Origin of the sequence: Bacteroides sp. BFG-606 (assembly GCF_024788145.1) — a bacterium.
In the GTDB taxonomy this organism is placed as follows: domain Bacteria; phylum Bacteroidota; class Bacteroidia; order Bacteroidales; family Bacteroidaceae; genus Bacteroides; species Bacteroides vicugnae.
The window spans coordinates 2,651,990-2,673,402 of record NZ_JANUIL010000001.1 but is presented as its reverse complement, the minus strand read 5'-3'; the positions used below and the strand labels follow the sequence as shown (position 1 = coordinate 2,673,402).

General features: G+C 42.9%; 11 protein-coding genes. 1 reads left to right on the top strand and 10 read right to left on the bottom strand.

Going from position 1 to position 21,413, the window contains the following annotated elements; genetic code table 11:
* Positions 1 to 41: 41 nt before the first annotated feature.
* Positions 42 to 2,633: a xylan 1,4-beta-xylosidase gene (gene xyl3A, locus NXV01_RS09495; protein ID WP_259022257.1), complete on the top strand. Its 2,592-nt coding sequence runs from the start codon at positions 42 to 44 to the stop codon at positions 2,631 to 2,633.
* Between the two features lie 882 nt (positions 2,634 to 3,515).
* Here the strand turns inward: xyl3A and NXV01_RS09490 are convergent.
* The 10 genes from NXV01_RS09490 to NXV01_RS09445 all read right to left on the bottom strand — a co-directional run bounded on the left by NXV01_RS09490 (position 3,516) and on the right by NXV01_RS09445 (position 21,410).
* Positions 3,516 to 5,093: a glycoside hydrolase family 28 protein gene (locus NXV01_RS09490; RefSeq protein WP_217722011.1), complete on the bottom strand. Its 1,578-nt coding sequence runs from the start codon at positions 5,091 to 5,093 to the stop codon at positions 3,516 to 3,518.
* 48 nt (positions 5,094 to 5,141) lie between these two features.
* Positions 5,142 to 6,497: a pectinesterase family protein gene (locus NXV01_RS09485; RefSeq protein WP_259022256.1), complete on the bottom strand. Its 1,356-nt coding sequence runs from the start codon at positions 6,495 to 6,497 to the stop codon at positions 5,142 to 5,144.
* Positions 6,498 to 6,621: 124 nt separating this feature from the next.
* Entirely contained in the window at positions 6,622 to 8,265 is a 1,644-nt protein-coding gene (locus NXV01_RS09480) for a DUF5123 domain-containing protein (RefSeq protein ID WP_004309424.1), read from the bottom strand.
* A gap of 18 nt (positions 8,266 to 8,283) precedes the next feature.
* Complete coding sequence (locus tag NXV01_RS09475; RefSeq protein WP_258979585.1) at positions 8,284 to 10,185, bottom strand: RagB/SusD family nutrient uptake outer membrane protein; 1,902 nt, start codon at positions 10,183 to 10,185, stop codon at positions 8,284 to 8,286.
* 24 nt (positions 10,186 to 10,209) lie between these two features.
* Entirely contained in the window at positions 10,210 to 13,419 is a 3,210-nt protein-coding gene (locus NXV01_RS09470) for a TonB-dependent receptor (RefSeq protein ID WP_259022255.1), read from the bottom strand.
* Between the two features lie 36 nt (positions 13,420 to 13,455).
* Positions 13,456 to 15,831: a BACON domain-containing protein gene (locus NXV01_RS09465; RefSeq protein ID WP_259022253.1), complete on the bottom strand. Its 2,376-nt coding sequence runs from the start codon at positions 15,829 to 15,831 to the stop codon at positions 13,456 to 13,458.
* A gap of 31 nt (positions 15,832 to 15,862) precedes the next feature.
* Positions 15,863 to 17,671 (bottom strand): DUF5123 domain-containing protein, encoded by a 1,809-nt coding sequence (locus NXV01_RS09460; protein WP_259022252.1) that lies wholly within the window; start codon positions 17,669 to 17,671, stop codon positions 15,863 to 15,865.
* Positions 17,672 to 17,683: 12 nt separating this feature from the next.
* Complete coding sequence (locus NXV01_RS09455; RefSeq protein WP_074636970.1) at positions 17,684 to 18,565, bottom strand: hypothetical protein; 882 nt, start codon at positions 18,563 to 18,565, stop codon at positions 17,684 to 17,686.
* A gap of 378 nt (positions 18,566 to 18,943) precedes the next feature.
* Positions 18,944 to 20,473, bottom strand: a complete 1,530-nt coding sequence (locus NXV01_RS09450; protein ID WP_195648532.1) for a pectate lyase — start codon at positions 20,471 to 20,473, stop codon at positions 18,944 to 18,946.
* Positions 20,474 to 20,591: 118 nt separating this feature from the next.
* The gene (locus tag NXV01_RS09445; protein ID WP_259022251.1) at positions 20,592 to 21,410 is read right to left on the bottom strand and encodes a LytTR family DNA-binding domain-containing protein; all 819 of its coding nucleotides are present in this window, start codon (positions 21,408 to 21,410) and stop codon (positions 20,592 to 20,594) included.
* Between the last annotated feature and the right edge of the window lie 3 nt (positions 21,411 to 21,413).

Below are 21,413 nucleotides of genomic sequence, written 5' to 3'. Positions count from 1 at the left end.
ACTATTGCAGTCTCAAATCTAAAAACCAAAAAAACTAGAAAATGAAAAAGCAATGGATCATTGCCTGTTTTATCGGAATTCAAGGGGTAAATGTACAGGCACAACAACCCAGCAAGTATCCCTATCAGGACACGAAGCTGACTGTGGAACAACGGGCGGATGATTTACTTCAACGCCTCACATTAGAAGAAAAAGTGGCGTTGATGCAAAACAATTCACCGGCTATTCACCGGCTTGGCATTAAGCCGTATGAATGGTGGAACGAGGCCCTTCATGGCGTTGCCCGTGCCGGACTGGCTACTGTTTTTCCGCAAACCATAGGTATGGCCGCTTCTTTCAACGATGCATTGCTATATGAAGTCTTTGATGCCGTATCCGATGAAGCACGTGCCAAGAACCGCCAATTCAATGAAAAAGGACATTATAAACGTTATCAGGGACTGACCATGTGGACTCCCAACGTCAATATCTTCCGTGACCCCCGCTGGGGACGGGGACAGGAAACCTATGGCGAAGACCCTTACTTGAGCGGTCGGATGGGAATGGCAGTAGTCAGAGGCCTGCAAGGACCGGAAGATGCCGAATATGACAAACTTCATGCCTGCGCCAAACACTTTGCCGTGCACTCGGGTCCCGAATGGAACCGTCACAGCTTCAACGCAGAAAACATCGCACCCAGAGATTTATGGGAAACCTATCTGCCTGCCTTCAAGGAACTGGTACAAAAAGCAGGAGTTAAAGAAGTGATGTGCGCTTACAATCGTTTCGAAGGCGATCCCTGCTGCGGCAGCAACCGTCTGTTAACCCAAATTCTCCGCAACGACTGGGGATTCAAAGGAATCGTAGTCTCCGACTGCGGAGCAATCGGAGACTTCTTCCAACGCAAGAAACATGAAACGCATCCCGATGCCACCCATGCCTCTGCTGACGCTGTTTTAAGCGGAACGGATCTCGAATGTGGCGGCAACTTCAAAAGCATCACCGATGCTGTGAAAAAAGGGCTGATTTCGGAAGAGAAAATCAACACATCAGTCAAAAGACTACTGAAGGCCCGCTTTGAACTGGGAGAAATGAATCCGACTCATCCTTGGAGTAACATTCCATATTCTGTTATCGACTGTCCCAAACACAAAGAACTGGCACTGAAAATGGCACATGAGAGTCTGGTATTGCTCCAAAACAAAAACAATATCCTTCCATTAAACCGCCAGATGAAAGTGGCAGTCATCGGCCCCAATGCCAACGACTCGGTCATGCAATGGGGCAACTACAACGGCTTCCCTTCACATACCGTTACTTTACTGGAAGGAATACGCGCCAAACTGCCCGACGCACAAATCATCTACGAACCTGTATGCGGATATACAAACGACACCACCCTGCACAGCCTGTTCAACCAGTGCGGTATCGACGGAGAAGCCGGATTCAACGCCACCTACTGGAATAACCGCGAATACAAAGGCAAGATTGCCGCAACCGACCGCCTGACCACTCCTTTCCATTTCAGTGCCGAAGGTTCTACCGTATTTGCTCCCGGTGTAGGATTGAAAAACTTCACCGCCATCTATCGTTCCACTTTCCGCCCGGTGGATTCCGGTGCCGCCACTTTCCGCGTGATGACGAACGGAGGAGTCACTTTATTCCTCAACGGCAAGCAAATAGCTGAAGCCACCAACATCAAGAATCATACCAATCTGTATTCTTTCAACTACGAAGCAGGAAAGAGTTACGACATTGAGTTGCATTTTATTCAAGTAAAAGACAATCCTGCACTGAACTTCGACCTGGCGAAACAAACTCCTATGGATGCCCGTGAAATCCTGAACAAGTTGCAAAGCGCAGATGTAGTTATCTTTGCCGGAGGTATCTCTCCCCTGTTGGAAGGAGAATCCATGCGGGTATCCGATCCCGGATTCAAAGGTGGCGACCGTACAGAAATCGAATTACCCGCCATCCAGCGCGAAGTTCTTGCTCTTCTGAAAAAGAATGGAAAGAAAACAGTATTCGTCAATTTCTCCGGTTCGGCGATGGCCATCGTGCCCGAAACGCTGAATTGCGATGCTATCCTGCAAGCATGGTATCCCGGACAGGCAGGTGGAACAGCCGTTGCTGATGTTCTTTTCGGAGATTACAATCCTGCCGGACGTCTGCCTATCACTTTCTATAAAGGTTTGCAGCAATTACCGGACTATGAAGATTATTCGATGAAGGGACGTACTTATCGTTTCATGGCGGAAACTCCTCTTTATCCATTCGGCTACGGTTTAAGTTATACCCGTTTCTCTTATGGGAAAGCCACACTGAACCAGTCGAAACTAGCCAAAGGCGAAAAAGCCATCCTTACTATCCCGGTAAGTAACGTCGGACAGAGAGACGGTGAAGAAGTGGTTCAAGTATACATCTGCCGTCCTGACGACAAAGAAGGTCCGCAAAAAACTCTTCGTGGTTTCCAACGGGTCAACATATCCAAAAGCAAGACCGAAAATGTAACAATCGAGCTTCCCTACGAATCATTCGAGTGGTTTGATACCGCCACTAATACGATGCGTCCTTTGACCGGAACATACAAGGTACTTTATGGTAGCAGTTCATCCGCCGACGATTTGCAATCACTCTCTATAACGATTTTATAATTTTACCCTCATGCCCTCATAAGCTACTTTAATCCCTTTATTCATCGGGGATATAGCTATGAGGGCAGACTATAACAGCAAGTAATGGCGAAAATTAACCGCCGTGAAATTAACCGTCGTTATTTTTAGGAGGCATTATTAGATTTTATAACAGAACCAAATGATTGGAATAACTTGGAATAGATCGGCCTAGGAATTAAACACCATTTTTTCTGTCAACTTTCGCTTTTCCCTCCTGCAAAAGATTTTTCATTTTCATTTCTCATATTCTCATAGTATTCGTATAAAGCAAAGACTGTCAAACAGATAGTCTATGAGAAATGATTTCTAAATAGGCATTTCTCATAGTTTTTTGGCCAAACGCCCCGGATTTTACCTCATTTCTCATACTTACTGGAGGCATTTCTCATAGTGTATCCGGAGGATTGATTTCCCATCAACAGAACTTATTGCTTCTTTTCGTGTGTACTGCTTTTATTCCTACAGCAATGACATTTTACAAACAATTCATTGTTTGTTTATATGAAATGTACTCGTTAATAAGTTATTAATCAATGGATAACACCGTTTTTTCTAAGGAGGAAACCAATCGTTGCACTCCAGTGAACAGATCCTTGCACTCTAGTGGAAAGAACCGTTCACTGGAATGCAACGATCTGTTCACTAGAGTGCAACAAACCGGATAGTGGTAAGAAAAAACGGTTATGATGAAGGAAAAACAGATAAGTATACGGTAAATAATACACAGAAAAGCTATAAACAACAGAAAGTTGCCAATTAAACTGAAGAAGGAAAGGAGTATGAGAATAAGATGAGAAACACCTCGGAACCTATGAGAAAAGGGTTGGACAAGCTGTTATCCAACCCTTAATTTGAACTCTATTAATTCTTTGTAAGCAGCCGTTTTTCTGAAATTGTCCCATATTCTTTGCCATTGATAGTAATACCTGTTGTATTCTCTATCTGTATCATCGAATCATCGGGAGTTTCTATATCCACATTCTCTATGCTAATCTTTGCAACTTTATTAATTACGATACCTTGCTTCGCGCCCGTTACCACCATATTCTTTATGGAAATGTTCTCAATCGGCATTTCGGGAAGTCCGTTCAGATACACCGCCCGTCCGGCTCCCTTGCAGAACACGTCCGAGATATGTATGTTCCTGAATGCCGGAGTTTCTTCGGTAACATCTGGCACAGGCCCGCCCGGAGCACCTTTGGTGGCATAATACAAGTCGGCAATCAAGGCATCATTCGGAATGTCTATCATATTGATATGGTTGATATAGATATTCTCCACAACACCGCCACGACCGCGGACACTCTTGAACCGCAGCCCTACATCCGTACCGATAAACGAACATTCGGATACATACACATTCTTCACGCCGCCGGACATTTCGCTACCAATGACGAATCCGCCATGACCGTGCAACACGGTATTGTTTTTCACAATCACATTCTCGCAAGGCTCTCCACGCCTGCGCCCGTCTTTATCCTTTCCCGATTTCAGACAGATTGCATCGTCACCCGCGTCGAAGAAACAGTTCGTTATCAGTACATTCTTGCAGGATTCCACATCGAGCGCATCCCCATTCTGCGAGTACCACGGATTGAACACCTTTACATCATTCAACGTCAGGGATTCGCAAGACAAAGGATGAAGGCACCAATTCGGAGAATTTTTAAAAGTCACGCCTTCCAGAAGCACCTTTCTGCTCTTCACAATGCTTAGCAGAACAGGGCGCAACCAGCTTTTCATTTTTTCCCATTCTTTTATATCCATGTCCGGACGCTTATTTCCCCAGTCTGCCATAAGCACGGAAGCCTTTAAAGCACCTTCATCAGGATACCACACCTTGCCGCTTTCATCTACCTTACCACCGGATTGAAGCAACTTTTTCCATTGTCTATCCGTCATCTTATCCTTTTTGACGGGACGCCACCGGTCTCCCGCCCCATCGAAAACACCGTAGCCGGTGATGGCTATGTTTTCCGCATTTATTGCCGAGATAGGCGACTGGCAACGTCGCGTATCCAATCCTTCAAACGAAGTCGTGACGATTGGATATAAAGAAGTATCACTACTGAATACAATCAAAGCATTCTTTTCAGCGTGCAAATTGACGTTACTCTGCAAAACAATGGGACCTGTCAGCCATAAGCCTTCCGGAATGATCACTTTGCCCCCGCCTTTGTCGTGAACCGCTTTGATAGCCTTATTAATAGCCTCTGTATTCAGCGTCACACCATTGCTTTTTGCTCCAAAATCACAGATACTCACCTGATAATCGGGGAAAACGGGACGTTCCACTTTAGGCATGGAGAAAGGAAGGTCTTTATATAAATCTTCCATTTCTATCGTTTGATCCTCCGAGTTTGAATATGCCTGACAAGATGCCAATAACAAGAGTCCCATCAGCATTACTCTGAAATCCTTTTTCAAAAATCTATTCATACTTATCTTTATTATGTATCAAAACCTATTGAAATATACTATTTATTTTCAACGGGAAAGAATCGCCTTATTTCCCAAAGAACCATACTGATTCACGGCACAAACTTGCAATATCATCACCGGATATTCAGGAAGAGTCAGATACATTCCACGTGTCATACCTACTACCCTGTCTCCACTGAAAACAATATACCCCGTCGCATCCTTCACACTTTTCCACTCCAGTCTCCGGCCTTTTCTTTTAAGCCCCTTCGGAGCAGGAAGTTTTTCCATCATCACGCGGGGATTCCACTGATCTGTTCCGGGAATTATATTCTCATAAGTATAAGTAGCAGCCTCTTCTGCCGTAATCACCGCACGACTGGTTCCTTTCGGAGCATTCTCACCACGTCCCTCATATTCCGTCTTACGCTGATCCAGTTGCAGGACATTACCCGCGGCATCCCGACTGTCATATTCGGCAAACAAAGCAGGGATCGCACCCATATTTGCCCAACCTTCAGGAGAAATGGGAATATTCATAGTAGTGTGAATATAAACCGTCTTTGGCGAATGATGCCACGGACGTCCCAGTTTCACCCCCCACTTCTTAACATTAGCCGCCGCTTCGTTACCATCTATCGTACAGTCTCTGAAAACATACCCCCATTTCGCATCCTTATGACAAGGAGCTACAATAATAGCACCGCTACGAGTATTATAGAAAGTACAATTTTCCGCCAGTACATTTCCTCCGCCATAGAAATAATCTACCGCTCCTTCAATCCAACAATCTTTGACGTAATGTCGTGCAGTATCATTGCCTGAAGTCATCCATGTATCCTGAAAAGAACGGAAGTTACAATTATTAAATGCGATACGATCCGCCTGACTGCTCATTGCCAAAGCTTGCGGCCCTTTCTGGCTATCCACTCCCCAGTCGTTAACATAAGAGATGTTTTCCGAATAGAAATCAGGCGCTTCAATCTTCACTACACTGCCATCGTATTTATAGACATCCGATTCCGGATTATGAACAGAATGCCTCCAATAACCGGTATCTGTCGAAGTAGCCTCTGGTTTGCCACCCACATTCAGACTGTGGTGAATGATGGTTTTATCTTTGTCCTGTCCTATCAAATGGATGAATGTTTTTGTCTTTGGTATAAATAGGTACTCTCGATAAGACCCATTCTTCACAAATATGCACCAAGGCGTCTTTGAATTTTCGGGTGCGGCATCAATAGCCTCTTGCACCGTTCTGTAATCACCACTGCCATCTCTTGCCACTACAGCCTGAAAAGGAGAATTACTTTCACCGGAATGATTCCTATCTATAAGCCCCCTCCCATCAGCACCCCAGACTGGGGAACACAAGGAGAACAGCAAGATGACTCCCTGTAAAATGCATTGTATCTTCTTCATACTTCAATTATGTAAATTTTATATAGAGGAAAAAAACAGCCCCCGGTTTCTTTTCCCAAGGGCCATTTGTTTTCAGAAAAACGATTACCTGTTCATAACCAGTATGGTCCTGACAATGATCCGGTTATGGAATCCAACGAGTATCACCGGAACGATTAGTGACAATCGGAGAATTCGAATCCTTGATTGTCAGATCGCCCTTTTCCGGGTCAACAAACAGTTCGGCAGCAGTCATATCCAAATCGGTTGCATTGATCTTACTACCACCCAACGCATAATCTTTCGTTGTATAGTTGTTAGAGAAGCTAGTGGTAGTATTGGCACCGATTGAATAAATTTCACCACACGGTGAAGCCAAGACTACTCCTTCCAACACCAATTCCGAACCAACAGCAGACTGTATATTAATCATACGCTGATTGCGACAGAAGCTGTAGAAGGTTACATTTTTATATTCCAGATGAATAGGTTTGTCCAGATTGGGAGCATAGAAGATGTTACCCCAGCCCCAGCCGTCTGTACTGTTGTTATCTCTACTGAATGTGCAGTTTCTGAAAATAACTCTTTCCAGATGATCATAAGAGTTACCTTCCTTGTCTGTCGATCCAAGATGGAACGTACCGTATGCACCTGTCTGCCAACCGCATTGTTCAAACTTGCAGCCTTCCATTTCGAAGTTCATCAGATGTTTATTGTTAGCTCCCTGATGACGCCAGAATCCACGTCCGAATCCATAGAAGTCGCAATTAACGAAACTGATATTCTCCAGCGTGTATGCATTACCACTATTAAAGAAATAACTGTTCAATATCTCCTGCCGGAATTCAACATTTACAAACTCTATACCGGAAATATAAGATCCGGCAACCACATTCCATGAAGATTCCATAGTGACAATAGGCTTAATGCCTTCCGTGCTACCGACCAGACGGAAACCTTTCTTTATTGCAAATGGACTCAAACGATAAGAAGAGCCAGCCGGCAAGAAATATTCGGTACCCTCCGGAATCTCCGCATTATCATTATTATCAGTCAGAAGTTTCGTCAAATCATCATCCCAACCTACCGTAATAGATTCGGCAGCCGGTCCCGCTGTACGGAAAGTAGCCTGATTATAAGGTTTGTCATATTTCCTCGGCTTACTTGTATCGTAAATATTAACCGCATACAGTGTATTCTTATCCAGACCAGTCACTTCGGCACGTCCCTGTGCTTTTTCCTCTTCAGTCAGATAACGGGATACATTCGCTAAAGTTTTGTCCATCATCGGCATCACGCTGATACTGTCCACCGGATTCTGTACATCTACTTTCCAACGAATGATAGCAGAGTTTTCTGTTATCTCTGTTTTTGATACGTCTTCCAATAACTTCGCATATTCCGGTCTGGCCTCTGTAGAAGCATTCGTATAAGTCCATTGAGAATTATTGACTGCATTTGCCGCATTCGAACGCACACGAATATAGAACGTTGTTCCATAAGGGATATCGTCCAGAAAGACAAATGGCTCAGTTGTATCTACCGACATAAACAAACTTTTGTAATACGTATCCTGATGCAACTCTACCGTATAGGATGATGCATCATTTACTTTATACCACACCAAAGTAATAGAATTACTCTTCACCTCCGGTTTCTCCAATACGAATCTGGGCTGAAACAGATCGTCTATTTTGTTATATTGGTCGTCTTGGCAACTTGTGAAAAGCGCTCCCCACAACAAAGCAGGCAATAAGACTGTTGTCAATCTATATAGTAACTTCATCATAACATTCATTTTTACTGGTTAATATCCATAATAGTTTTGAATAGCCCCTCTATGGTCTGTAATTACTTGTGAAGGATAAGGACACAAATATCTCAACGGATCAGAAGGTTTCACACTCTTGTCGTTATTCAGATTGATAAATCCTCTGAAACTCCAGGAAATCTCTTTCAAGGTCTCAAATTGCTGCGTTTCCGAGTTCAGGACTCTCCATCCAATAGCGTATGCCAACGTTTGATAACCGGCAGGTTTACCCGTTCCGAATTCTTCTTTCTCAATGCCGACTATATCCAGAATGGTTCTGTCCGGATGTTCCGGATCAGGGACTGACTTATAATAAATATTTTCAGGTACTTTCTCAATACCCGGTATATAGGTACCATTGGCAACCAACCCCCAATTAATCATTTCAAAATAGAGATTATAGATCACCTCACTGTACTTATTCCAACGGGCCAAGTCATATTTACGGATACTTTCACCCCCAAATTCCCATTTTCGTTCGTCCATGATTGCTTTGAAGAAATCGTCTTCACTATTCAGGCTTTCTACGTAAGATTCTACTTTCGAAGCCCACAAAGAAGAATCAAACGCACGCCGCCTTACCCTCTTCATCGCTTCCTTTGCATCATCACGCGGTCCGAACCGCTCGTTCACCGCTTCAGCATACATCAACAACACATCTGCAAACCTCATGCGTATGCTATTGATACCCGTTCCCGCACCACTGGAAGAGCCTAACGGAGACTTCATTTTAAGTTTCGACCATTTACCTACTCCCATGCCGGCGATTCCCATATCCATCTCCTGATTCAGGTTCTTATCGTATTTGTAAGGAGCACACGTAACGTCACGACGCAAATCATCCCCATCAAATGTAAACATATACGTACCACAATAATGCAGATAGTTGCTGGCACTTCCGTACTCGTGCTTGTCACCGGCAATCGTTACACCTACATTATACCCGTAACGGCTGGTCACACTTTTCAGCATAGGGATAGCAAAAATCACATCGTCATTATTCGCCGTCGTCCAATTGCATTCATTGTACCAAAGTTCTTCGTAACTCTGTTTCAAATCATGCTTGTTTTCCTTGATTACTTTACCCAGATAGGTGATAGCGATATCATAATAATGCTCGAAATTGTCACCACGTTCCATATATCCCACGTTGTCCGGATTCTCTTTATCGGGACGTAAAGACCATCCTCCACGATACAAAGCCAGTTGTCCGATAAGTGCCTGGCAATATTCGCGGGAAGCACGCTCTACCCCGTAATCCAGATCGGCGGCATATTTCATCATCGGCTCTACATCAATCAACTCGTCAATCAGGTATTCCAGTATCTTGTTCCGTTCCGTCACACCGACTGAAAAGAAATCATCTGTGGATTTCGAAGGTTCGGTCACAAAGACGACATCTCCCCATGTACGAATCAAATCCAGATAAAGCATCGCACGAAGTGTTTTCACCTCTCCGTACATCTGTTGAATTTCAGTCGGTCCCTCCTCTTTTATCTGTAAGGAGAACAAAGAGGAATTTTCCATTTCATGCAGGAAGTCGTTCGCATAATTGATCACGGAATACATATTGTTCCATGTACTATTCAACGTATTCCAATAGGGTTTGGAATCGAAACAACCGATATCCGCACCGGTGGCCGCTACGGTATTATTCTTAAAGGAAGACATTTCTACATCCGTATTCGTATTCAGGCTGTTGGCAAGCGTACTGCCATACATACCGTCTTCTGTCATTGCAGAATACATTTTAGTCATCAAGGCTTTGGCTTCCTCTTCTGAAGTAAAAACGTATCCGGGGGTAAATCCTGAAGGAGGCTCCACATCCAGAAAGTCATTACAAGATGTGAAAGAGAGCATCGCGCAGGCTATGGTTGAATATAATAACTTCTTATTCATTGTTCTTTCATTTTAGTTAGTTTATTAAAAGGTCAATTGCACACCGAACGTGTATGTGCGGCTTCTCGGATATCTGTTATTATCGATATTCGGCGTTAATCCGGTAGCAATATCCACCTCCGGATCATAACCGCTATATCCGGTAATCGTAAAGAGGTTGTAACCTGACGCATAGAAACGTACTCTGCTCAAACCCACTTGATTGGTCCATACACGTGGCAGTGTATAGCCGATAGTAGCCGTATTGAGACGCAGGAAAGAACCGTCTTCCACTGCATATGACATTGCAATGGGACGTCCGATAGAAGTCGGATTCCACATCGTCGCATTCTTATTAAACTCTGCAAGAATTTCCGGACTGTAACGAATTTCATTACCCATATCGTCAAAATTACGCCAACGCTTCGCAGCAGAAATATCCATGCTGAAATTGTTGTAATTATTACTTGCCCATGTAGTCATCATTACTTTATTGGCATTGAACACATCGAAATCATACATGAAATTAAAGAACGCACTTACATCAAAACCTTTAAAAGTTGCATTTAATCCAAATCCTCCCGAAAACTTCGGAGTAGTATTACCGATCACAGTACGGTCGTCATCCGTCAACGTATACGGGTTGGCACTATTTTCATCCACCGGAGTGAGTTTTTTAAATTTGGCATTACCCGGACGCGGGTCACCGGACAACGGGCTGGAGTTTACGACTCCGTCTTTCAATGTCCATGTTCTGGATTTTGAATCAAATGGCTTGAAATCATCCACTGTATAGAAACCGTCATTCACAAATCCATAGATCAAACCGGTAGTACCTCCTACGTAGGCACGATAATCATCTGAATTCAAGAGTTGAGAGCCTGCCCAGCCAGAAGAAAGCACCATTTCCTTTTCACCACTTGCGAGCTTGTCGATCTTGTTTTTATTACGACCGATATTAAACGTCGCGTTCAATGTAAAGTCCGGACGGTCGATGATATAACCGGTCAGAGACAACTCAACCCCTCGGTTTGAAGTCTGCCCCACATTCTCCATAAGATGCGTGTAGCCTGTATAGCCGGGAATAGTAGAAGAAAGCAGTAAGTCTTTCACCGTGTTCCAATAGAATTCCAATGATCCGCTTAACCGTTCTCTGAAAAAGCCGAAGTCAACGGCAAGGTTACGGGTAATGGTAGTCTCCCATTTTACATGGGGATTATACAGTTCTTTCGTGTTATAAAATTGATAATAGTACCGGCTCGTTTCTTCCCAACCCGCAGGCCGGCTGCTGCTGATACCATACAATTTCTGATAAATATCGGAAGAGATACGGTCATTTCCAGAAGCACCATAACTTACTCTCAATTTAAGATTCGACACCACTTCACTCTCTTTCAAAAAGTCCTCATTAGACATACGCCATGCAACAGCCGCTGCCGGGAAAAATCCCCAACGATTGCCTGAAGCAAACTTCGATGAACCATCGGCACGCAAGGTCACAGTAGCGAGATATTTATCCTTATATCCATAGTAAGCACGACCGAAAAAAGAAGAAATGCGTGTGGGCGAACCGGCAGAAGACTTATTTTCGTAAGGAGTACCCAAAGACAGGTTATCAAATGCCTTTTCCGCAGTTGTATTCACCGGAAAATAGCGGGTAGTATAGGTCTTACGGCTAGATTGGGAACTCTTCATTTCTTGTCCGACCATCAATTGGATATCATGCGTATCATCCAACATAAAGTTGTAGTTAAACACATTGGATAATTGCCATTTGGAACCTTGAGACATACTCCACTCAGCCATTGGCTGGTTATTATTATTCTTGGCGTTAGATGTATCAGTGCCCCAAAAACGTCGAGACTCCTCTGTATTATTTTCAAAGCCGAATTCCGTACGGAAAGTCATGCCTTTCATTATATTCCAAGTCAGAGCACCTATCGTATTGAGAGACTTATTAATTCTTTTCTTATAATTCTTTTCAGATTCTTCTTTCGGGTTAAAGCGGGTTATCTCATCCAATAAATCAGGGTCATAATAAGTATCATCTTCCGGCAATTTCATATATTCATCCAATCCTTCAGTAGGTGCCTGACGGAGTGCATCCAAAAGACTCACCCCATCCGTACCGGAACCGTCCACTTCTTTATGCAACAAACGGGTGCGGTATTCAAAAGTCAGGAATTTAAAGAGCTGGGTATTCAGACTCACATTCAGGTTGTTCTGTTTCAACCCGTTCCCCACCATCACACTAGGACGGTCCTGATGGATAAATGCCACTTTATACTTCGTTTTCTCTGTACCGCCATTGATACTAAGGTCTACATATTTAGATACCGGATTCGTTCCAAAAATTTCATCCTGCCAGTCCGTTCCTTTATCTCCCTGATAAATATAAAATTCATATGCTTGTCCATACTTATTAAAGAAATCGTCGGGTATGGAATTCTTTTGACGGGCATTCTCATATTGCATCAAAACATATTCGTAGGGATCCATCACGTCCAGCTTGTTTGATAATGTGCTTGTCTGCAAGTAAGTATTCAAATTGATAGATACGCGTCCTTCCTTTGCTTGTTTGGTAGTCACCAAAATGACACCATTAGCACCGCGAGCTCCATAAACTGCCGTAGAAGCAGCATCTTTCAAGACATCGATGGACTCTACATCTGTCGGTGGAATATCATTTAAACTTCCCACTTCAAATCCGTCTACCAAAATCAGCGGACTGTTGTCCTGCGTGATCGAACCTCCACCACGCACCAATATTTTAATTTCCGCATCCGGTGAACCATCCACTGCTGTCACCTGCACACCCGGCATTTTACCGACAATAGCCTCTGCAACGGAAGCAGTCGGTACTTTTTCGAGAACCTTGCCCGATACACTCGATACCGAACCAGTCAGATTTCCTCTTTTCTGTGTACCATAACCGATTACGACCACATCATCCAATTGTCCGACGGCTTCCGTCATCTGAATATGAATTCCGGAAGTACGTCCTTTCAACGGTTCTTTCACTTCATTCATTCCGACATAACGGATAGTCAACACAGCTTTATTCACATCAGGAACATTGGTCAGTGTAAAGTTTCCGTCCATATCGGTAGTAGTACCTATTTTTGTGCCTTGCACCATTACTGCGGCACCTATTACCGGCCCGTAGTTATCTGTCACCGTACCGGTTACGGTCTGTGCAAAACCACTGACCGCCACCAATAACAGGGTGAATATACTTATAATTAGTTTATTCATTATACTAAAGTTTTTTGTTACAAAATATACGGTTTACTATTTCTTCTCGATAACCTGACCGCCCAGATTCTGATTGTAAACAATATGCTGAACCAGGTTATGAAAATAAACTTCCAGATTGGAATAACGCCCGTTGGGATCTACTGACGTACTTATCTGTGCAGCATCATCCGAATTATTCGGATCAAGTCCGTAAGCTTCTTCCCAAATATCAGGAATTCCATCGCCATCCGTATCTGGCCAAGCTTTCAACGATTTAACTTCAGGATATCCTTCTGTATCCCCCACCGTATCAATAATTCCAGGGCGCGGTTTTTCATCCTTCGAACCAGTCCATGTAGAAGTACCTTCTCTGACCTCTTTCACGATACGTTGATCAATAATATCTCTGCGCAAAGAGGCGCCGGCATATTGCAATACCTTTTCATAGGCTTGCTCGGGTGTATGGCTGGTCACCTTACTAAATGGCTGCGGTTCCGCCATTCTCATTGCATGCATTTCTTCTTCTGTAGGATGCAAATCGCGCCAAAATTGACTCCAGATTCCATTCGTCCAGTTATCTGCCGTAACTTCTGCACTGGCAGTCACATGGTTGCCCTCGATATATGCTCTGGCGGTAGGATCACTTGACAGAACTCTCCAGGACATACTTCCTGTTCCGGTAGCCGGTCCTGCTTTATAATAGCAGTTGACAATATTGAACGTTCCATATTTTCCACCATAACAGCCAAATCCGGCTTCACTCCAGTTATAATAGACATTGTTTCGTACATCAAAATATCCGATATGGTCACCGGCTCCTTGGGTTCCGGGTTCCGGCATATCAGAAATTCGGGGAGCACGGCTACTATGATGTGCCATCAGAATATGATGGTAAGAAGCATTATCACCACTAAACATCGCTCCATACCCATGAGCTCCTTTGGCATGATTGGAATTATTCAAGCTCTCTGTTGACATACACCACTGCGCAGTAAAATTCTGACAACCATAGAAAGACAGAGTTTCATCAACTCCCCAACTGGCAGTAACATGATCGACAATCGCATTCGTGAAATATCTTCCTCCAATAGCATCTTCGGCATAATCCTCGTATTTGTCACCGGGACGGCAACGTAAGAAACGAATAATTGCATTCATTTCTTTGCTGTCTGCCGACAGATTAAAAGAGAAATTATAGTTCTTCAACGTGATACCATCGCCCGGAGCTGTCTGTCCCAAGATACTTACATTGGGATGATCTACTAAAAACAATCCACGCTTCAGTTCTATGATACCCGAAACATCAAAGATGATATTCCGAGGCTGGTCGGACTTCTCGATTCCATAACGCAGACTTCCTTTGACGGGAGTTTCATTTTTGCCATAATCTTCCAGATTAGTAACCCGATAGATTTCACCGCCACGGCCTCCGGTTGTAAAACGTCCACCTCCCTCCGCACCGGGGAAAGCCAAAAGTTGTCCGGCCGATGGGTCGTCACCAATACTCGTATCAGGTTTACCATACTGAAATATCTCTATCTTCTGTTCCAACACGCTGTTCTTTATGGTCACAGAAGAAGTGCGTGGAAAACGATCTATATTATCTTGTATTTTCAGTACGATTGCATCTTCTGTCGAAGCTTCCTTATCCAAAGTAATCCAGGGTTCGGTTGAAGTCATCGTATATTCTATTGCATATTCTTGAGTGACGGGAATAGTTAGTGCCTTACACTTATAAGGAATAATATATTCATCCTGCTCTACTTCCAGAGTCGTTTTGACTCCTTCCTGAACAATCTCCACAGTCTTACTCATGATGTAATCACCCACTGTCTTAAATACGATATTCCCTCTTCTCTCCGCTGCCACGTTCAATGCAATAGCAAAGTGAACATTATCTGTCACAAAACTACGGCTCTCCTGTGCAGACTGATCGACTTCCTTGATCCAGTCGGTTTGATCGTCAATCTCTATTTTCCATGCCACATTGGATACAACCTGACAAATCAGAGTAGTTCCTAAAAATGGAATCACTTCCTTTGAATAATCCAACAAAATATCCGGATCAGTACCCAGTTGTTCTACAGAGATTTCCTGTTCAATCGTCGTATTAACATTCGTCAAAGCAACCTTAATCTTACTTTCACGCTTCGCGTCATCTGTGTTTTCAGTGAAGAATAAACGAAGATCGCCGTTTCCATTTCCACTTTCTTTCGAAAGAGTCAGCCAGCTACCATTACTTTCTGTGACTTTAGCTGTCCAATCGCCGGTTGCAGTCACATTGATAGTAAAAGAACCTCCTACATTGGTGAGTTTCACCTCATTCTTTGATACTTCCAAGTTATTAGCTAATGCTGCTTCGTTCTTTTCGTCATCCGAACTACAAGCCCCAAGCAATCCTGCCAATAATATGATTAGAAATGATCTCATATCCTATATAATTTATTCGTTTATACTTTAACTATTTTCTAATCCAATGCGGATCACCGATTCCTTTGGTATATACTTCCGAACTCTTGTCCTTAATAGTCAGATCCCTTCCCTCAACATCCGTAAAGAGTGCACTCATTGAAGTTGTTTCAGCCGGAAGCTCATTATCGTTTACTCCCCAAGTATTCATGACGAAACCTTGCGTATGATAATTGTCTGCGAATGTTCTATCTGTTACATTTCTCAAATTAAACCAAGTACCACTGCCTTCTCCGGATATACCACTGAACAGATTATTCTTAACTGTCAATGTGAAACTGCTGGTATTCTTCGGCGACAAGTCAAAGAATGTCATACCTACAGGTGCCATTCCGATGAATGTACAATTCTCTATGGTTATACTCAAATCACCGGTCATGGAACTCAGGCCTGTTATCAATGCTTTAGTCAGATTATTTGCATGGAATGTAGAATTTCTGAACACAATATTGTAAATAGGAGCATCCTGTTTAGTAGACAACCCGAACAATCCGCTGCTACCAGAATTTAATCCGAAGAAACGGCAATCTTCAATAATAAGGTTATCAACAGTTTGCGCCAGTTTGGCATTTACTTCCTGATACCACATCGTGCGTCCCAAATCATTAATATCACATCCTTTCAGCGAAATCTCTTTCACATGGAAATGTTGATTCTTCAACTTGAAGAAATCCGAGTCTGTCGTTTTTATACTCAGGTTTTCAAAATGAACAGCATCAATTTTGTTATCACCGGTAGATATGCTCATATTACCCATTTCCATATAGGCCAGTTTTTGTCCATTTGTCGGTTTCTGCCCTACAATATAGAGGCTCTTTCCGAAATCAGTCTGTCTTCCCAACTTATACTCTCCCCCTGCTTTCAAGAACAGCTTCACTTCAGTTACAGTCACATCCGCCATCAACGCTTTGCATATCTGTTCCAGATTCTCTTCCGGATTCACATATCTATATCCATCCGGTATTCTCATCGGAGCTTCCGGATTTATTTCTTCTTCATCCCATCCTTCCGACGCTATCGTCACTTTATAATCCTGAATCATCGGTTCGTCGGCGTTATTAAGAGCAAAAGCCACCTGTGTAGTGTCATCGGGCAATATAGGGAATGTACCATCAATAGTTTTCGACTGCACCACATTATTATGCTGATCCAAATAATCAATGCGAATACCTATCTCTTTTCCTATCGTCCGCGTCTCAAACAACACCATATCATCTGTATAATTCACACCACCACTGCTGGTAGCTTTATCGCGGATTATTTCTATCGGTGTTTCTATGAATCTGGCATCCGACACTTTATAACCGGAAATCGGACATGAAAGCACAGCGCGTACCGTAGAATATCTCTTATCCGCTTTTTTATCCGTAGCTTTCAGACGGATCACTCCTGTCCGGTTATACATACGAATACTCAACGGATCCTTGAACGGAGAACTGTATTCCACAGGTGCTGAAATAGCATACTTCGTTTTTGCCGCCAGATCTTGCCGAATAATAATATCATTCAAATTACTCGGACAAGGAATCGAATCTGTCTGTGTTGTTGACAGAATCCTATATTTTCCATTAGGTAACTGGAAACGATAATGTGAGGTATAATTAGCAAAATACTCTCCGTTATCTTTATATATAAAAAGAGGTTTGGTTGATAATCCCGTATTCACTGCCCACGGTTCATCATCCAAGAATAATTCGATTTGATTTACTACTGAAGTCGAATACTTATCATCATCAGAGCAAGCATACGTACCCAGTAGAAGTGCCAATCCCACTAAAGAATAAATTATATTTTTTCTCATAAGACTCCTGTTTTAAAATTCAGATTCTTCTATTGTAAATGGTTGGGGTAACATATCAGTTTTACTCATGACCAGACTACGAGTCCACGAATTTTGTAAATACGCTTCCTCTAATATAGGCATATAGACTATAGAATGTTTGGACGGTTCAAAGGCAATGCCTGTATCAAGCGGACTATTTGTGCGGTTTACTTCTTCTCCGCCTTTCAAATATACCACATCTACCGACGTTCTTAAGTCTGCATTGATTGTTGGAAATGAATAAACAGATGCACTAAAGCCTGCAGCCCGATCCACACTAATCGTTATATCCTGTTGAACACATGCTCCGGTTTTTACTTTATAGGCAACACCTACATTCGTAAAAGTGACATTCAACTGGTCAAACCGAGTAATAGCATTGAGTTCATCTGCAGTTTCTCTAGGTTGGAATGTAGCTTGTCCAACCAAACGTTTCAGTTCCAGACTTAGATTACTGACAGAATAGTCTGAAGTCAGATCTACAACATTGGAAATATACACCTGTTTTTGTGCATAGATATCTTGATACACTACCACTTTAGAGAGGCTGTCTACATCGGTCAGATGATCCGCATTCGCTACAGCGAAAGTTTGCAGATTTTCTCCGAGAGGAAGATCTATTTGCAAATTCCCATCGTTTAAAGGTAGATTCTTTCCGTATACCATAGAATCTTTCAGATACGCATAAATGCCAATCTCCGTTATGCCTTGTTCGGTAAAGGTTTCAAGACTTGCCCGGCTAAAACTAACGCTTACAGGATGCGTTTCGGGCTCTTGAGGTAACTCGCCAGATTCCCATCCCTCCTCTATCTGCTGTGAGCAAGAGAAGAAAGTGAGAAATAGTAAAATTGAAAATTTCGTTAGATGTCTCATAAATATTAGTTTATACAGTTTTAAAATACAACAACCATTATAGTGTTCTTTTCCCCCAAGGGACAGGGGGGCTTTTTAAGGAGAATTCATACTCCGGAATAATAGATTCATGTTTCTCATTTGTTTAGATTTTCATTATACATTAAGATGTTTTTCGCTAAAGTGAATTCTTTGTTCTTTCACCAGTGCAAATTTGAAGATTAAACAAGAGAAGATAGAGTAAGATTTAGTAGAAAAGGAGGAAAAAACGGACTGGGGCAAAAAGTGCCCCTCAAGTATAGCTATGCACAAAAAGATATGCCCTTCAAGTGTTATCATAAAACACCTGAAAGGCATATCATCTAAATTCACCGCATTGAACGGAGAATTACTGATTACCTATTTGTTCTGTGCATCGACTATATTTTGCACCAAACTATTCAAATATACCTCAAGATTCGTATATTGTCCATTCGGATCTTTCGTTTTTGTATTTCCATCTGCGGGATTATTCGGATCAAGTCCGTTTTTTATTTCCCACTCATCAGGTATGCCATCACCGTCTGAATCCACCGGTACCGAAAGACCTGCTATTGACAATTCCGGCCAGGGAGAATCACCTATATCTTCGGGGCTATTGATAAATCCGGGTTTATTTCCTTCTCCTGTGAAAGTTGCCGTTCCTTTCCGGGTGTCAGAGATGATACGTTTGTCTACTTCATCACGATAATTACAACAACCCGCATAGTTCATTACCTGTTCATAAGCCTTGTCAGCCGAATAGGTAGTGATTACTCCAAAATCAAGAGGTTCTTTCAGACGGATAGATTCTTTGGCTTCTTCTGTCCAGAGGAAGTCTACTTTTTCATCATTCTTCAACTGGGCATAGACCCCATCCGTCCAGTTATCGGCAGTCACTCTGTTGTTACCTTCTATCTTATTTCCATCAATATAGAAAGTTCCCCATTTCTGCAGGTAAGGTTGAAAAGCTAAGTTCTTTTTGGGTTCTCCATCAACGTAAACATAAGCCTGCGGATAAACTCCGACTTTGGCGATACGATATTGCACCTGTTTGGAGGCCTGTTTGGTTGCCGGTCCCGGTTTATAATAGTTATTGACGATATTGACATGCTGATCTTCTCCGCCATAGCAACCGTTTCCAGCCCAGTTGTAGAAAACATTATTCCGAATATCAACACATTCGCCAAGAGCTAATGTAGAAGGACGAGGGCCCAGACGCGGCACGCGACTTTCACAGTGAGCGATCAAGTTATGATGATAGGAAGCTTTATGGCCTCCCCAATTACCGCCATATCCGTGTGCCCCTTTTACATGAGTCGCTTTTCTTAATGCTTCAGAGCCAATACACCATTGTACCGTGGAGTTTTCCATACCATAAACGGAAAGACATTCATCCACACTCCAACTAACGGAGCAATGGTCTACCATAATATCTTTTTTATCACAGCCGCCCAATCCATCGGGTTCTTTTCCACTGGCTTCTCCGGGGCGGAAACGAAGAAAACGGATAATTACATTATTAGAATTAATAGAAAAGCCATAATCAGCCAGACAGATTCCTCCGGGAGAAGTCTGTCCTGCAATGGTGAGATGATCTTTCCCTGTTCGTAACTCCGATTTCAGATGAATCGTGCCAGCCACATCAAAAACAATCGTTTTAGGTCCATTTTGTTTCAAAGCCCATCGTAAAGTCCCTTGCGAACCATCGTCTTCCAAAGAAGTCACATGATACACTTTACCACCACGGCCGCCCGTCGTGTATCTACCGTGTCCTTCAGCTCCGGGAAAAGAGATCACTCGACCTTCCCGGACGCCTGTCTCCTGTTTTTCGGGTATGTCATAGGAAAAAGACATCGTTCCTCCCACGACCATTGCCAGCAGACAGACATTAACTAATATTCTTCTCATTTCCTTATTCACATTATTAGATGATGGAAACAAAAGTAGTGGAAGCTTTTCATTCTGACATTCATTTTTTGACCGATATGGGGGAAAAATCAGTTTTTATGATAAGATTGAACCAATTTTAGATCCCCAGTCGCTCTTTTAATAACCGGTAACCGGAAAGACTCACTTTTAGTTTCACGCCAGTTTTCAATAACAACTGATAAGTTTCTTTTCCAAAAAGCTCCACCCGCGAAATTTGTGTTACGTTGACAATCGTAGAACGATGTACACGCACAAATGTATCAGGAGACAGATGGGTCTCAAAATACTTCATTGTTTGTTCTTTCAGATATTCTCCGGTAGGAGTTATCAGCATCACATAATCTCCACACGCTTGTATGTAGATCAGTTCATCTGCCTTTACCAGATGAATTCGGGAACCGTCTTTCACTGTAATGCGATCTATTAATTCCACCTGTGGTTCTCCTTGTTGTTCGGTCACACTTAGCTGATGTGCAGCCAATTCTTTATCCAGTTCCTGATTCTGTACTTCTTCCTTAGTTACGATCAGGCGATACCATAAAGTAATGGCAATCAAGGTTGGTAGTCCGAATAATAACCGGAAAGGTATGGTCTGCACAAAAGGAATATAGGATACGCCTACAATCCTCACCATGATATCACAGATCATAAAACTACCCGCCAGCCATAACAGGCTTCCAACGATTATCATGATTATATCCGTCTGGAACAACGAAACAAGACCGACCACAAACCAGGCTAAATAGGCTATGGCTGCCAGCCAACCAATTGTTGCGACTCCATCTACCAAAGCAGGAAGATAGTCGGTTCCGGTATATCCACAGACTAAAGCCACCTGTGTTGCAACCAGAATCAACGCCAGCACCAGCATCGGAACCCAGCGGAATGGATAATCTATTATCGGATGTGCTTTCATACG